General features: G+C 60.0%; 11 protein-coding genes. 3 read left to right on the forward strand and 8 right to left on the reverse strand.

Going from position 1 to position 15,685, the window contains the following annotated elements:
• Positions 1-971: 971 nt before the first annotated feature.
• The 7 genes from ABSB13_RS10310 to ggt all read right to left on the reverse strand — a co-directional run bounded on the left by ABSB13_RS10310 (position 972) and on the right by ggt (position 9,681).
• Positions 972-1,181 carry a KTSC domain-containing protein gene (locus ABSB13_RS10310; RefSeq protein WP_428107906.1) on the reverse strand — a complete coding sequence of 70 codons (210 nt, stop codon included), beginning with the start codon at positions 1,179-1,181 and terminating at the stop codon, positions 972-974.
• A 9-nt stretch (positions 1,182-1,190) separates the two neighbouring features.
• Positions 1,191-2,174, reverse strand: a complete 984-nt coding sequence (locus tag ABSB13_RS10315) for an ATP-dependent nuclease (RefSeq protein WP_428107907.1) — start codon at positions 2,172-2,174, stop codon at positions 1,191-1,193.
• Entirely contained in the window at positions 2,116-3,027 is a 912-nt protein-coding gene (locus ABSB13_RS10320; RefSeq protein WP_428107909.1) for an AAA family ATPase, read from the reverse strand. The genes ABSB13_RS10315 and ABSB13_RS10320 overlap by 59 nt, the downstream gene beginning before the upstream one ends.
• A gap of 5 nt (positions 3,028-3,032) precedes the next feature.
• Complete coding sequence (locus ABSB13_RS10325) at positions 3,033-4,316, reverse strand: DUF2130 domain-containing protein (protein ID WP_428107910.1); 1,284 nt, start codon at positions 4,314-4,316, stop codon at positions 3,033-3,035.
• Between the two features lie 833 nt (positions 4,317-5,149).
• Positions 5,150-6,160, reverse strand: coding sequence for a lysylphosphatidylglycerol synthase transmembrane domain-containing protein (locus ABSB13_RS10330; RefSeq protein WP_428107912.1), 1,011 nt, complete (start codon positions 6,158-6,160; stop codon positions 5,150-5,152).
• Complete coding sequence (locus tag ABSB13_RS10335; RefSeq protein ID WP_428107914.1) at positions 6,138-7,883, reverse strand: glycosyltransferase family 39 protein; 1,746 nt, start codon at positions 7,881-7,883, stop codon at positions 6,138-6,140. The genes ABSB13_RS10330 and ABSB13_RS10335 overlap by 23 nt, the downstream gene beginning before the upstream one ends.
• Before the next feature lie 31 nt (positions 7,884-7,914).
• Complete coding sequence (gene ggt / locus ABSB13_RS10340; protein WP_428107915.1) at positions 7,915-9,681, reverse strand: gamma-glutamyltransferase; 1,767 nt, start codon at positions 9,679-9,681, stop codon at positions 7,915-7,917.
• A 313-nt stretch (positions 9,682-9,994) separates the two neighbouring features.
• Here ggt and ABSB13_RS10345 point away from each other — a divergent pair, with 313 nt between their 5' ends.
• Both ABSB13_RS10345 and ABSB13_RS10350 read left to right on the forward strand, forming a co-directional pair.
• Complete coding sequence (locus tag ABSB13_RS10345) at positions 9,995-10,813, forward strand: enoyl-CoA hydratase-related protein (RefSeq protein WP_428107917.1); 819 nt, start codon at positions 9,995-9,997, stop codon at positions 10,811-10,813.
• A gap of 890 nt (positions 10,814-11,703) precedes the next feature.
• Entirely contained in the window at positions 11,704-14,103 is a 2,400-nt protein-coding gene (locus tag ABSB13_RS10350; protein ID WP_428107918.1) for a serine/threonine protein kinase, read from the forward strand.
• 578 nt (positions 14,104-14,681) lie between these two features.
• On the opposite strand, the gene ABSB13_RS10355 is transcribed toward ABSB13_RS10350, so the two are convergent.
• Positions 14,682-15,170 carry a universal stress protein gene (locus ABSB13_RS10355; protein WP_428107919.1) on the reverse strand — a complete coding sequence of 163 codons (489 nt, stop codon included), beginning with the start codon at positions 15,168-15,170 and terminating at the stop codon, positions 14,682-14,684.
• Between the two features lie 121 nt (positions 15,171-15,291).
• On the opposite strand from ABSB13_RS10355, the gene ABSB13_RS10360 reads away from it, so the two are divergent.
• The gene (locus tag ABSB13_RS10360; RefSeq protein WP_428107921.1) at positions 15,292-15,669 is read left to right on the forward strand and encodes an Hsp20/alpha crystallin family protein; all 378 of its coding nucleotides are present in this window, start codon (positions 15,292-15,294) and stop codon (positions 15,667-15,669) included.
• Positions 15,670-15,685 lie beyond the last annotated feature (16 nt).

The following is a 15,685-nucleotide window of genomic DNA, read 5'->3' on the forward strand; positions in this document are numbered from 1 at the left end:
TGGCGGGCGGCAGGGGCTGCGGCCCCTGCACCCACAGTGAGAAGACGCGAAAATCTGCGCAGCGCATCTTTTCGCGACTACGCGATAAAAGAGCCCGCGGGCGCGCGGTTTCTTAATACTGGCCAGCCGTGCCAACGGCCGGGCTTCGTCCCTGTTAGAACTGGTTAGGGGGACGTTACCTCGCCCGTTATTTTCGCGGGAGAGGCGGCCGACCGCATGGCGGTCGGTAGGTGAGGGTGCAGGTGACACCTGCTTGCTGCTCGCGCGAGCACTTTTTGTGTCATGCTAGAGCGCTTCTGGAAAGCTCCGCTTCCTCCAGCCGAAGCCCTAAGTGCTGCCGAAGGGGAAGAATCCCGGCTCCCAGCGCTCGCGCGTCCGTTTCTTGTGTCATCCCGACCGAAGCGGAGGGACCCCGGATCTTTTTCTTCGCCTCGCCCTGACAGGGCGCGGCCGACGCGAGTCGTCGAGCGTCGGGTGCGGGTCAAAATTCCAAATTGCCCTTCTGACTCCGTCATCCCGACCGAAGCGGAGGGACCCCGGATCTTTTTCTTCGCCTCAATAATTTCCTCTCCCTGTTAGGAAACCTTTGCATAACTAACGCCGGACGCCGGAGCGTCCTTCGGGATTCTTCGCTACAGCAACTTTCGCTCAGAATGACACGTGCGCCGTTTGCTGTTTTTGTGTCATCCTGAGCGCAGCGAAGGATCTCGCGCGCCAGCGCGTATCGCCTCAGCACCAACATCTGGTTATGCAAAGCTCTCCTGTTAGGGAGAGGATGAAGGTGAGGGTCCGATTACAGCGCGCAGATTTCGCGCGCGACTCAGGATTCTGCCTCTGCCCTGAACGCGCGCCTTATTTATGCGAAGCCTTGCTGGCGCGGCGGATGCGTCAGTGCTCACTTGATGAATCCGGCCGGTTCTTCTTGCCGATCCACGTGAGTTCGAGTCTGGTACAAGTAGGCGCCATATGCCTCAAATTTTGGTATACCGAAAATTGTTCGTTATATTCGCGTGCAGAAATTTGCCCTTGGAAGCGGCACGCATGAATTCTTGGTACACCCTGTCAGGTACGTCGAAATACTGATAGACGCTGCCATCATGGAAGGCGACCTCAAGCGTCATCGTGCTGGCGTCGTAGCCGATTTCCGCAACATTGGATGAGCTTACGGGTGTTCTGTTCATGGCTACCTCTTAGAGTTTCCTATTTTGGCTCGTCGATGAGCCGCCGCTATCGAATGCTTCAACTGCGGTCTTGAGTTCCTCCAGTGACGTCCAAGCTTTCTCGCTGCTGGGCACTGGTTTTTCGCTGTCAATGAGGCAATCCAACAATTCAGCGATTTTTAGAAATGCGCTTTCATTGCTTTTTAGCCGAGCCAGCGCAGAATACGGTTTTTCGGCGTTCACTTCTTCGGCGAAAAATGCTCCCTCGAAGTTAGGCACGGAAGCCAGCACACGCACACGCCCCGCCGCGCGGCCATCTGCCGTCACTTCCAGTATTTTCTGGTTAACTGACCAAGCGGGATTCGCATGCCCTTTCCTTGTCTTCTCCCGGTCTGAGTCGTGTAGAACGGCATAGCCCTTGTCGAACTGGTTTAGAATCTTGCAAAGGGAGACAAGGCACGCTTTCCCGCGAGCACGTACGACATGGATGTCCTTGTACAGCGAGGGATTTTGCGCGATCACGTGCTTGAATGCCGTGTACTCCGTGTCGCCTTCGACGAGTACGGTTTTGCCGCCGAAGAAGAATTCAGCCACGTACGGATCACAAAGATTCAGCAGCTTGAGTTCAATTTTGTCATCATCATCAAGCTTGGCCTTATTAGGACGGAAAATGGTCGTTCCCTTCACTACGCCATTCGCAGTTCTCTCGACACGCGCTATTGATGTGTTGGGGCGCGACAGGTCAATGAATACTGGCGAGTGAGTCGTAATCATTACTTGCCAGTTTTTGGTCTTGGGCAGGTCGTATAGCACGCGGCACGCCTCGCGAATTGCATCAGGATGCAAGCAGATTTCCGGCTCATCCAGCAAAAGAAGGTGTGGTCGGTCGGTAGAATCAGTATTATTTCCGTCGGCGCGTTCCGACAGAATTCGCAGCGCCGCCCAGATAAGGGTTCTACAGGCGCCGCTTCCTTGGCGCTCGAGAGTCGTGGGAAATCCGCCAACCGGTCCCATCTTGAGTAGCGGGGCGGGCTTGTAGATGGCGGCATTGAGACCCTTCCCCGAAATCGTCTTCCGGGCGCGCGTCAAATGTCACGGAGTAGCTGGGAAATACCTCAGCGATCATCGCCGTGAGCTTTTTCGTCACATCCGCCACAGCATCGGTGGCGTCCTGCGCAATTGCGAGGCGGAGTTCTTTTATCGTCCCCACGAGTTTTTCGTACTCCGTGGGGCCACCTTCGCCACCCTCGTCGGCCTTTTTCTTGCTTAACTGCTTGACGCGGTCGTTAATCGCCTCGATGAGCAACTCCACTACTTCGGCGGCTTGGCCCTCAGGCTTCTGAAAGGCATCAACGTAGTGCGGCTGTGGTCGATAGAACTGCGCGACGTTCGGTGCACCCCAAGGCCCCCAAGGCTCTTTGCTTGCCCAATCGTTGGCAGCAACCTCCCAACCGACCTTCTTTGGCTCGCCTGGGCCGCTCCAGGTCCACTTCTCACGTACGTACATCTCCCCAGTTTGGGCATCGGTTCGTACCCACGTGTCTCCGGGCGCCGTCTTTTCGAACACGACGGTCTCAAGTTCGATAGTTGGCAACCGGCTCGGCTTAACTTCTCCGTTTGGGAAGTCATCTATACTTAGTTGGCCTCCTTTCGAGCCGTGCTGCATCGCAACCTCGTATGCGCGAAGGATGCAGCTCTTTCCGGCATTGTTTGGGCCGACAAGCACGACGATGTCGTCGAGCTCAATCTCAACAGGATCGGGACCGATGCACCTGAAGTTGCTCACCTTGAGCTTGTGTAGTCGTGGTCGCGGGCCCGCGATTGGCACGATCACCGGTGCTTCCTCGGGCTTGCTCTTCTTCGCCATCTTCTTCACGTCCCGCTATCGTCCTTGTCGTTCGGCGCTTCCAGTGCTCGCACTTCGAGGCCCTCGATCTCTTGAAGCGTTTTGCCGGCAATTCCCTGAAGATCGCCATACATGCCGACCGTGGCCTGCATCACGCGTTCAATCTGCCCCTCGCGCTTCGCCCATTGTTTCATGATGGCCTTCCTCTCCCGAGCGAGGTCCCTCTGCATCGAGTCAAACGCCTCGACGATGGCCTGCACGCGCTGCCTGAAACGCGGGCCCGTCAGATATTCATAAACCATTTCCATCTTGGTTTGCTGGCCGTCTGATGCCTTGCGCGCCATAGCAAGCTCTATGAGAGATTGCCGAAGGCTCACTGCGACGGGGATGGCGACGCGCGGATGAGCCACCCAGACGCCCTCCTTCAGGTCGAAAGCTTCGATTTCCTTCGGCAGTGCCTGGCTTATGATGATGGCGATTTCTGCCTTCGCCGCGCGTTGATCGTCGCGGAGCTTTGGGAGCCAGCTATCGCTCCAGTTTTTCGTGCGCTTCGATTCCCACAGGATCGTGCCGCACGTTTGACCGAGCGGCCCAACAACTCTGTGCAACACGTCCCCGCCGTGCTCGCCCTTGGGTACGGGTTCGATCGTATCAGTCGGGAATCGCGCGCTCAGCAAGGCTTCGAGTTCGAGCTCTTGGACTTCGCCCTGTAGCTGCTGCGACCCCTGTTCAGCCTTGCGCTTCAATTCCTCGATCTTTTTCTGCATCGATATGATCGTTTCTTCCTTTTCGAGCACCTTGAGCTTCAACTCGTCTTCGACTTCCTTGCGAGCCTGATCGCGAGTAGCCGATAAGCCCTCCTGTACGCGCTTTTCGACCGTGAGTTCCAGCTCGCGCTTGGCATCGTCCAATTCGCGCTGCTTGCGAAGAAGGTCCGCTTGGGCTTTTTGCGCTTCCTTGAGCTTATCATCGCGCTGCTTCAAAACTTCTTGAAGTTCCGTGATCTCGTCTGCCTTCTGCTGAAGGTCCGTTGCCAGGAGCTGCTTCGCCTTGCGCGCCTCCTCGGCCACGATCTTTGCGCGTTCATCTTTGAGCTTTTCTGCAACTTTTTCATCAAGAGATGCTCTGGCCTTTTCGAGCGCCTCTTCCCGCTCGTGTAACTCCGATTCGTGCTTCGCGACCTCAGCATCCCTCGCCGCAAGGCGGTTCTCGTAGTCCTTACGTGTGGCTTCAATCAGGGGTGCGGCAAGGGACTCCGTAAGCCGAATTTCAGTCTTGCAGCTCGGACAGATAATCGTTGGTTCGGTCATAAGGTTCTTCCGTTGGTAACTTCAAGTTTTCGTGGCGCGGTGCATCCAATTGATGACGAAACGCCATAAGACGCGAAATAGCAAGAGTGTGCCGCGCAGACTGCAAGTTAGCAGGGTGGAGCGGTTACTCCTGCCCTAGGCGCACTGTGCGCGCGCATCAGGCAACCACGCCGCAGATGTCCCTCACCTGCGCCGGAGGCGCGGCCCGTCCCGACGGGGCGAGGCAAGGAAAAAGGTGGGATTCTTCGCTGCGCTCTAGAATGACACAAAAAAGCGGGCGAAGCCCCGCGTGTCATTCTGAGCGAAAGCTGCTGTGATTGAGCCGAAGCCCTGAGTGCTGCCGAAGGGGAAGAATCTCGACGGGCGCTCCGGCGTCCGGCGTCGGCCAGACACGCGCTGGCGCGCGCGAGATCCTTCGCTGCGCTCAGGATGACTCAAAAAAGTCCTAACAGGGTCCTTCGAGTACTCAGGATAAACTCCGCCCGCATCCCGCGGCGGTGCTGATTCGGCTGCACCCTCACCCACCGACCGCCAAGCGGTCGGCCTCCTCTCCCGTGAAAGAACGGGCGAGGCAAGGAACCGGGTTCCTTCGCTGCGCTCAGGATGACACAAAAAGTGGACGCCTCTCCCCCTTACCCATTCTAGCAGGCCATCAGGCCGCATCTTTGTTTTAATACTGAGTGCAGGGGTCACCCCTGCCAGGGGTCAGCCCTGCCCATCGCGTAGTCGCGAAAAGATGCGCCGCGCAGATTTTCGCGTCTTCTCACTGCGGGTGCAGGGGCTGCAGCCCCTGCCCAAGGAAGTGTGAAACCCAAGGAGGGTTTCACATTCAATCAAATGATTTCCCCTTCCAGGTGCTCAGCCGCGGCGCCCTGCGGTGCGGGCGTCGTCACGAACGCGATCGCGCCGGTCAGACCGCCGACCATCGTCGCCGCAAACCACAACAGCCCCAGCGCGATCGCGTCCTCTTTTCGCATCCCCGCCATCCCGAACAGCACCAGGTAGGCCGATTCGCGAATCCCCAGCCCGTTCAACGTCAGCGGCAAACTCGCAAACACGTTCGCAATCGGAACGCAAAGGATAAACAGCGAGAGCGGCACCGACAGGCCAAGGCCGGCCGCCAGAATGTACTGGCAGACGGCCAGCCCGATTTGCAGCACGATCGACAATGCAATCGCCGGGATAAGCGCCGCGGGGTTATGCAGATACGGTGCGACCAGGCCGCCCGCGCGGCGGACAGATCGCGGCATCAGATGTATCAGGCGCGCGACGAGCGGCGATGCGAGAAATCCCGCCATCGCGAGCGCACCGACCACGACCGTCGGCGTGACGACCGAGCGCGGGAGCGGCGCGAAGTTCAGGAATATCGCCGCGATCGCCGCCAGCCAGAACAAGCTGATCAATCCCACGGCGCGATCCGCAACTACCGACGCGATCGCCTCGCCCATCCTGCTGTGCCGTCGTCCGAGATAGACGGATCGCGCTGCGTCGCCGCCGAGCAATCCCGGCACGAACAGATTCGTGAACATGCCGACGAATATGTAGGCGAAATACTCGCGATAGCGGCCGTGAACTTTCAGAATAGCGGCCAGCAGTTGCCATCGATACGCAGACAGCGCCTGACCTGCGAGGTAGAGTGCGACGGCTGCGGCAAAGCAGGCCGGACGCTCACGGCTGAGGATTCGAAAAATCGGCCGCGCGTCATAATGCGCCAACAAGACGGCAACCACCACCACTCCCAGCCCCGCCCGTATCGCAAACGCGCGGTACGGATGCGCCGGGCGGGCGGCAGATGCCACCGCGGGCGTCGATGCGTCCGGCTCAGTTGAGGGTGATTGGTTCACGGTGCGAAATTCTTTCACGTCGGATAATTGCGCGCTTCTTTCCTTCGATTGCGATCACGTCGAAATCGCCCAGGCGCTCCTTCATTCGCGCGAGATCGCCGGCGTCGAGCACGATCACGACAGGGCCCGGCTGGTCCCATCGCCGGAACATCTGCTCGTCACTATTGAGGAACCACTCGCGCGCGTCCGGGTCCAGCCGCGCGCCGAAGTCGAGTTCCGTGCGCCCGCCGACCAGGACGACCCGGCGGCGATTGTAGAACGCCAGCGACTGAACGTAGCGATGGTAACAGATGATGGCCGCATCGGGCGCTGTCTCGGCGATCGCGCGGCTGAGCGCGGCGTACGAACGCATCGGCTCGGTCTCCAGCCGGACCCATCCGCCTGCAATCAACGCCAGCGCCAGCGTGACGACGATCGCCCCGAGTCCCGCGGGATTGCGGCGCGCAACGAACATCGACGTCGTCACCGCGCCGCCGGCCACCAGGATCGCGCCGATCGCGTACATCCCCGTCCGCGCCGCCATCACGTACGGAGTGCGAAATTGCGCCGCCGCGATCGCCGCGACGATCACGCCGGCGCCCAACAGCACCAGCATCGGGCCGCTCTCGATGAGTATCCGGGAATCCGGCGATCGAATCGCGGCGCGCGAGTCGGCGCCCGGCCATGCGCATGACACGAGTCCGTCGGCGATCAGCACCGCCAGCGGAGGGACGGCCGGCAGGATGTACGGAATCAGCTTCGCACTCGCGCACGAGAAGGCGACCACCGTGACACCGGCCGCGACGATGCAGAAGCTTCGCGCCGGGTTACGCGGGGCCGCGCGCCAGGTCAGGAACGGCACGAGCAACGACCACGGAAGCAGTCCGACTGCCAGCACCGGAAGGTAGAAGTAGAACGCTTCGCTGTGGCTGTAGTCGGTCTCGAACACGCGTCTGAGATGCTCGCCGACGAAGTAGAAGTCGGCGAAGCCCGGCTCGCGTATGGTTATCGCGACAAACCACGGCGCCGCGATCAGAATCGTGAGCGCAAGACCCGGTATCGCGCGGAATTTCGCGATCGCGCCGCCCAGTTCACGATTTAATGTCAACCAAAGCAACATCGAGAGAATTGGGATCGCCGCACCCACCGGCCCCTTGGTCATCACGGCCAGCCCCATCGCGACGTACGCGATCCAGCACCAGCGGCCGCCTTCATTCCGCTGGAGATAAAGCGAAAAGGTCGCAATCGTCACGAGCGCCGTGAGCATCATGTCGGTCGTGAGCACCTGGGCCATCAATGCGTACAGCGGAGTCGTGGCCAGGATGGCGGCGGCCACAATCGCGTGGCGGCGCCCGAACGCGCGCAGCGCAAAGAGGTAGGTCGCGAGTATCCCGGCGATCGCGGACAGTGCGACGGGGAGCCGCGCGGCAAATTCCGAAACACCGAAGATCCAGAAAGAGAGCGTAGTCAGCCAGTAGAGCAGCGGCGGCTTTTCAATATAGGCAACGTAGTTGAGATGCGGCACGAGCAGATTGCCGCTGTGCAGCATCTCGCGCGCAATCTCCGCGTAGCGTGCCTCGTCGGGCTCCCACAGACCGAATGAACCGAGATGAAACAGGCAGACCGCGAGCGAGAGCACGACGATTGTGCCGACGTCGTATGCGATTGGCGTTGGATGCCATCGCCGCGCCGACGATGGGACGAAGGCCGGCGAAGAGTTATCGTTGCTCGCGATCCCGGACACGAGGATTGAGTCTAACGTGCCGGGACGGTGGCTAATAGCCGAGGGCGCCGCCGCCCTTGCGCGGATCGAACGCGCCACGGAAATTTCCAGGCGCGATAGTGATCGCACCGACCGCTCCGAGCGCGGGCACGAGCTTGAGTTTGTAGCCCATCTGCTCGAGCGCGCTGCGGGTCGCCGCGGGCATCGCTTCTTCAACGATCACGACGTCGGGCGCGGCCTGCTCGTGAATTCGCGGCTCCGCGACGGCGCTGGCGGGATCGAGATGGAACGCGAGAATATTGAGCGCGACCTGCAACACGCCACTGACTATGGTTGGACCGCCGGACCCGCCGGTGGTCATGACGGGCAGGCCGTTCCTGGTGACTATTATCGGCGTCATCGACGAGAGCGGGCGCTTGCCGGGCCTTATCTCGTTGGCGCGCTCGCCTTCGAGTCGATACGCGTTGGGCACGCCGGGCGCGACGGCGAAATCGTCCATCTCATCGTTGAGGATGAGGCCGAGCGCCGGCACGCTCAGCTTGGCGCCGAACACGGTGTTGATAGTGTTGGTCAGCGCAACGACGTTGCCGTCCTTGTCGGCGACGAGCAGATTCGATGTGCCATGATCGTGCGCCGGCGCCGGCGGTGGCGACGATGTCTTTCCGTGCAGAGCACGCTCGCGCAATTCCTGAATGTGGGCGTCGGTCCACAGCCGCTCGATCCGGACGCTTGCGAAAGATGGGTCGGAGTATTGCTCCCGATCGATAAAACCCTGACGCATCACTTCGATCAGACGCGCCAGGTACGGTGGCGAGTCGATGCCGAGGCCGGAGAGATGCCCTGATTCGAGCGCGCCGAGCATCTCGAGGACCACGCCGCCCGACGACGGCGGCGGCATCGTATAGACTTCATAGCCCTCATAGCGGTGGTGAATGGGGTCGCGCCAGACGGGATGATAGTTGGCGAGGTCGGTGTCGCCGATCAGTCCGCCGTGCGCCTTCATGAACGCGGCGAGCGCGGTTGCGACATCGCCGTGGTAGAAATTCGCGACCGGATCGTCACCAAGGTTTCTGAGCGTCGCGGCGAGATTCTTTTCGACGATCGTGTCGCCGGCCCTGGGCGCGGAGCCGTCGGGCTTCAGGAAAATTTTGTTCAGTCCGGGATCTTCTTTGAGCTTCGGCGCGAGCCGTGCGATTTCGTCCGCCAGATGCGGACTCGCGGCGAAGCCGCCGTCGGCGAGTTTCTCGGCGGGCGCCGCGATTTGCTGAAACTTCATGGTGCCGAAGCGCCTGAGCGCGGCGTCGATGCCGGCGATCTCGCCCGGCACTGCCACCGCCAGGACGCCATCGCGCGCCAATTCCTCGTCGGGCTGGCCGTTGCGAAGGTACATGTCGGGACGGGCTCGCAGCGGCGCGGTTTCGCGATAATCGAGCGCATAGAAAGCGTGGGTCTTCGCGATGTAGATCAGCATGAAGCCGCCGCCGCCAATTCCGCACGCGGCAGGATTGGTGACGCCCACTGCCAGCGCGGTAGCCATCGCGGAATCGACGGCGTTGCCGCCGTGTTCGAGTATCTCGACGCCGGCGCGCGCGGCGTCCTCGCTTTCCGATACGACTATTCCATGCACGCCGGCCGCGGAGGTATCGGGAGGCGCGGCGGCGGCGTAGGACGGCGCCGCAACGAACATCGCGATCGCGAGTGCGACCGAGACCGCCGTCGCGCACCGACGATCGGCCCAAAGTTGAATCCGGCGTGTCATCGACATCACGGTTTTACTACCAGTCATCGCCGACGGATGAAAGTACGGCGCTCGTGTCATTCTGAGTGAAAGCTGCTGTGATTGAGCCGAAGCCCTGAGTGCTGCCGAAGGGGAAGAATCCCGGATCCGGGGTCCCTCGGCTTCGCAGACTTCGCTCGGGATGACACAACACACGACCGGCAACGACGACTATTTTTTCCCCTTAAGCTGTTCTATCACCGGGGGCAGGGGTCACCCCTGCCCGCGCGCGACAACGGAGCGCGGCCTTGATACTGAGTGCAGGGGTCACCCCTGCAGCGGGCCGTTAGATTTAGCGATTGCGAAGTGCTTTGATCGCTGGGCGCGGCACCCTAACTCGGGAACCGGAGGAAAAATGGACTTCGCTGAAATCATTTACGAGAAGAAGGATCGGATCGCCACAGTAACGATGAACCGGCCCGCGAAGCTCAACGCGTGGACGCCAAAGATGGGCGCGGAGATGCACACCGCGATGATGGATGCCGAGCGCGATCCGTCGGTCGGGGCGATAATCGTCACCGGTGCGGGACGCGCGTACTGCGCGGGCGCTGACATGGGCGGGCTGTCGGATGTGGCCGCGGGAACTGCGTCGGCGCGCGGGACCGTGGTGCAGGATGAATGGCTCAGCGCGCAGCGCGCCGATTACCGGACGTCGTACTCGTGGCCGCTGGCGCTCAACACTCCGGTGATTGGCGCGATCAACGGCGCGTGCGTGGGCCTGGGCTTCACCACCTGTCTTTACCAGGACATCAGGATCGCGTCGGACAGCGCGCGGATGGGATTGATCTTCACGCAGCGCGGGCTTGCGATCGAGCACGGCAGCAGTTGGATGTTGCCGCGAATCGTCGGCCTGGCGCGGGCGATGGAACTGGCGGTTACGGGCAGGCTGGTGGATGCGAACGAGGCGCTCGAGATCGGGTTGGTCAGTCGCGTCGTGGCGAATGACAAGCTGATGGCGACGGCGCGCGAGATCGCGTCGGGGATCGCGAACAAATGCTCGCCGCTCGGAGTCTCGCAGGCGAAGAAGATGATCTACCAGCATCTGTTCACCGATCTCGCCACGGCCGTACATGACGACGACGCATCGATGGTGATGATGACGCATTCGGAGGACTTCAAAGAGGGCGTGAAGGCGTTTCTGGAGAAGCGCGCGCCGAAGTTCACCGGCAAATAGCGAGGCGTCTGCCCTGAGCCAAACCGCAGGCGACCCCAACTCCTAACCTCTCCTTGTCCGAGGAGAGGTCGGCGTAAGCCGGGTAAAACCCGGTGTCGCCGGGTGAGGTGCAACGCCCGCTAACGCGACCTCGCCGCAGTGCTGTGCGTAACTCTGTTTCCTCGCCCTGCCACTGCGCGGTCGTCGTCAAGGCGCCGAGACTGCCTCCACTTTTCGACTTCGCGCTCGACTTCCCGCTCCAAGCTCTCGGCGTCCATTTCGGGGATTTCGCCACTCAAGAATTCGCGCATTTCGGCCCTAACAGTCGCTTCGTCAACGTCGGGGACCGGTGGCAGGTCAGGGGAAATCTTTGGCATCGGAGCTTCTCCTTATTGATGTTGATCGCAGTATACCAACAGCCACCGAAGATTTACAGGCCGCCTCGCCGCCGCCCGCTACTGCTTCGGCTTGGTGCGCATATTCCGGCGCTCATTGGTGGCGCACGGTCGCGAATCGCGAGACGGCTCTAACTTTGCGTTTACGCGGGCATTCAGGCAACTTCGCGTCCGAAACCGCTCGGTGCTATAGAGAACGACAGTCTGCCAGCGGAGGGAGAACAGCGCGCGGTGATTGCGCCCAATACGGTCGTTGGAAATCGCTACAAGGTGACTCGCCCGCTCGGCGGTGGCGGGATGAAGCAGGTCTATCTCGCCGCAGACGGCATCCCTCGCGCTCTTCGCTGTCGCCTTTGCCGGCGTTTACCACTACCAGCAAGACCAGCGCGGACAGCAGCGGATCGCCGCCCCACGCGAACATCCGCTCGTCTTGAAGCAACCGACGCTGGCGCTTTCGACGCAAACCGGAGAGGCGACCGCGCCGCCCGGTTAAACGACCGGCAGGAGTCCTGAGTTATGGAATTTCTGGGCTTGATTCTTGTCGCGCTCGTTCTAATACCCATCTTTGCTGCGGCGTTTGGTATTGAAAGGCGAAATCGGCTCAGGAACGATGCAAACGCTACCATACGACAAGTCAATGAACTTTCGGACTTTCACCCAGACTTCATAAGGGTGACTATTGAAGATCAAGGTGGCCTTGCGATCGATGAGTCTCGTTGCTTGCTGATGCTCATTAAAGGTTCGCGACGCAAGGTCGTGCGTTTTGATCAGATCGTCTCATGCGAAATAAAAGAGGATAGTGCCAGCCTCGTAACTACGCGAAGAGGGGCGGGGGGCATCGTGATCGGCGGCCTCTTGGCAGGGGGAGTTGGTGCGATCGTCGGCGGAATCGCGTCTCCACAGCGTTCCACAGTAACCTCAGGTGTTCGGAGGATTACCCTCCTTGTTGTCATCGATGATCTAAGTGATCCCAATCACGCAGTGACGTTTCTCTTCGGAGTCGGCGGGACGATTGTGAGCAAGAGTTCAGCGAGCTACCGTAACGGGCTAGCAAACGCTCAGCTTTGGCACAGTCGTATCACGGTTGCGATGCGCCGCGCCGAAGAGGCTAAGTCATTTGCGAGCCTTCCTTCCATAGGTGCGCAGTTCTCGGGATCATCTGGTATTCCACCTTTGACCACTGCCACGGCACCAACCGCCGCAAAAGCCTCACAAGCGCTACAGCCGCCGAGCAACCTTGTCGGCCAACGATACACCGTCGTAAAGCAAATCGGCGGGGGCGCTATGAAGAAAGTGTACCTAGCTGAAGACTCCCGTCTCGCTTCGCGCCAATGCGCTGTGGCCGAAATGCTCGACAATTATTCGAATCCGGAAGAGCAGCAGCATGCAGCGCAGGCGTTCCAACGCGAATGCGACCTGCTAGCCACGCTAGACAACCAGCACATACCGAAAATATACGACCACTTCAGCGAGGACCATCGACATTACCTGGTCATGGAGTACGTTGAAGGATTGACGCTGGAGAAAATGCTTTCGTCTACCGGAGGATCTCTGGGGGAGAACGCATTAATAGATCTCACGCGACAAATTCTGGATACCCTATCCTATCTGCATGGTTTGGGACCCCCTGTGATTTATCGGGATCTGAAGCCATCCAATATCATGATTACGAGCGATGGCCGAATCAAATTGGTTGACTTCGGCATCGCTCGTAATTTCGAGCCGTCGCGGACGGCAACCATGATCGGAACACAGGGCTATGCCGCGCCGGAGCAGTATCGCGGCAAGGCCGAACCTCGCAGTGACATCTACGGTCTGGGCGCTGTGATGCACCATGCGATTACGGGACGGGATCCCACGTCGGAGGCGCCCTTCAGCTTTCCGTCAGTCGGGCACCTTCGGCCCGACGCGCGCCCGGATCTGGGAAAACTCATCGATCAAGCTCTGAGCTACGAACCGCAGAACCGGCCCGCAAGTGCGAACGAGATGAAGGTGCGCCTCGCCAATCTCGCGCCCGAAATCGACTCAGAGAATGCCTTGCGAACCGTGTCGGCCCCGCTGATAAGTGCGGAACAGCCACAGCCGCCGAAAGCGAGCCTCACAGCGCGAATCTTGAAGTTCTGCCCGAACTGTGGCGCCAAGCTCGTTCGTGGCGATGGAGCGTGCGCGAATTGCGGGGAGATAGCTCGGCCCGAAGACGCAGAGGCCTCATCGGCAGACGAAGCGCCTACGAAAGTCTACAACCTAAGTACAAACAAAGCGCTAGCATCTGGTTTGAAGGAAGAGCAAGGGTCGGATGCAGCCTTCTACGCGGTTGTCGGTGGGGTTTTTTTAGTCGTCGGCGTCTTCTTCTTACAGTGGATTGCGACAACTACGGCACCAGCGCCAGATCGCCCTGACGGCGTTAGTACCGTGGGGCCGCCCGCCTTGAGTGTATCGACGGGATATGACGAAATGTCCGAGTCCGATAAAGCTGCTAAGGAAGATCTGTTACTCGAAGAAGTTCGCAGCATTCCCGCTTCTGATCGCGACGCAAACCTGAAGCTCTATCAGCAATTGGCAGCACTGCGACCAAACAAGCGACTGTATAAGCAAAAAGTCGATCACTATGCTCGACTTGTTCGCAGAGAAAATCCAACTGCGGCGACCCCTGATTCATCGCCCACAGTTGACGCGTCGTCTACAACGACAGACGAGTTTACGAATGATGATATTGATCATGGTCTGGCCGCGATCTGCACAACACTGATATTAAACGGGGGTCAAAGTGGGGCCGAGATGTTGGAACGGACTGAAGGCTTAATCTGCGAACACTATAAGATCTGCGGCGAAAGATCTCGGAAGCTTATGCGGGCGACTGCGGACCATTTTGGTGGCTGGGATGAAATTGGTCAAATGTGCCAGTCAAATTTGTGAAGAAGAGGCCAGATATCTCCTTCCCATAATTAATGAGATCTCCCGTGTGGCTTGATCGCATTGACGCGAACGCCCAGCCTTCGTCCTCGCCCAAAAGGCCCCGATAGAGCCGTGTCTTCAACGGCTTAACCATTCCTCAAAACTTTTGGTCGATAATATTCCATGCAAGCATCAACCGCGAGTGTTTCATCGCCGTAGCGATCCGGCGTTTGTTCCGCCGGAGCTGACGAACTTCCGACGAATGGCTTCGACACCTTACCAGCGCAGGCGCCGGCCGCCGCGCAACTACGCGCAGCTCGATCTCTTTGCCGGCAGACAAGCAGATCTCACCAGGGCGGCAGAAGAACCTGCCGCCCTCGAACCGGAGGGCACAGATGCACGACTCCAACCGATTCGGCCAGATGATTCTCAAGCACTGGCAGACGCATCACCCGAAGATGCTGGCCGTTGCGACCGCCGCGCAGGCTCTTTGCTCGCTTGTGCTCATCTGGACGTTAGTCTGTACGTTCGCGTCGCTGCGAGAAGGATCGCGCAGGCGAAATGGGGCAACGGCAGTGGAAAGTCCCTGAAAAGGCCGGCTACTTGTCGAGCGGGTGCTTGAACTTGCGATCGGGATGACGAATCGTCAGCACCGGGCACGGCGACTTCTGGACGACGCGTTCGGCCACGCTGCCCATCAGGACGTGCGCCAATCCGGTGCGTCCGTGAGTGCCGAGCACGATCAAATCGGCGTTCTCGCTCTGGGCCGCGCGCAGGATTTCCATGAACGGAGAACCAACCTTGAGCTGAACCTTGACCTTGAGTCCGGCCTCGCGCAGCTTGCCGGCAATCTTGTCGAGCTCCTTCTGCGCGAGCATCCGCTGCTCTTCGGCAATCCGGCCCATCGCGCCAACGTCCATCGCGGGGCCCAGTTCCGGTGTCATCATTACCGGCGCAAGCGGTTGATCGACATGCACCAGCACGATCTCGGCCGAGAACTTCGCAGCGAGCTCCTGGGCGAAGGTCAGCGCCAGGGTCGAGTCTTCGGAGAAATCGGTTGCGGCGACAATTTTTGAAAAGGTTGGCACAAGGCAACCATAACGCCCCGATGGCAATCGTGGCAAGGGACGGAAGCGGCCGCGCGCGGACTCGACCGGCGCGCTGGCGCTGCATTACAATTTGCCCAGGATCGTGGGAAACTGAAATTCTATGGCCAGCAGCCGCGGATTCGGGATCGCAGACTTCGAGCGCGCCTTCGACGAGTTCTTCGACGAAATGCTGATCGACCGATGGAAACGCGCAACGCCGGCCCCTGAATTCGATCGCGCGCAGGTCATCGACCATCGCGATCGTTACGAAGTGCGAGTCGCGGCGGTCGGCGTCGATCCCGCAAAGATCCATGCCGAAGTTTCGGGCCAGCGGCTGGCGGTTCGCGTGCCGGACAAACTTGGCGGGATGCTCGAGAGTTCATTTGCGTTCTCCGACTCGATCGACGCCGACACCTCGACCGCCAAGTGGTCCGAAGGCACGCTGGTTATCACTTTGCCGAAGAAGAAAGGCCGGCGAATCGCGCTCAAGGATTCGTGATCGCGCGCCGCGAATA

This window comes from Binatus sp. (SeqCode) (assembly GCF_050013435.1).
Taxonomy (GTDB): Bacteria; Desulfobacterota; Binatia; order Binatales; family Binataceae; genus Binatus.

Coding starts and splice junctions, on each gene's coding strand:
- ABSB13_RS10310 (WP_428107906.1), bottom strand. CDS start 1,181: ATGAACAGAACACCCGTAAGCTCATCCAATGTTGCGGAAATCGGCTAC.
- ABSB13_RS10315 (WP_428107907.1), bottom strand. CDS start 2,174: ATGGGACCGGTTGGCGGATTTCCCACGACTCTCGAGCGCCAAGGAAGC.
- ABSB13_RS10320 (WP_428107909.1), bottom strand. CDS start 3,027: ATGGCGAAGAAGAGCAAGCCCGAGGAAGCACCGGTGATCGTGCCAATC.
- ABSB13_RS10325 (WP_428107910.1), bottom strand. CDS start 4,316: ATGACCGAACCAACGATTATCTGTCCGAGCTGCAAGACTGAAATTCGG.
- ggt (WP_428107915.1), bottom strand. CDS start 9,681: ATGACACGAGCGCCGTACTTTCATCCGTCGGCGATGACTGGTAGTAAA.
- ABSB13_RS10345 (WP_428107917.1), top strand. CDS start 9,995: ATGGACTTCGCTGAAATCATTTACGAGAAGAAGGATCGGATCGCCACA.
- ABSB13_RS10350 (WP_428107918.1), top strand. CDS start 11,704: ATGGAATTTCTGGGCTTGATTCTTGTCGCGCTCGTTCTAATACCCATC.
- ABSB13_RS10360 (WP_428107921.1), top strand. CDS start 15,292: ATGGCCAGCAGCCGCGGATTCGGGATCGCAGACTTCGAGCGCGCCTTC.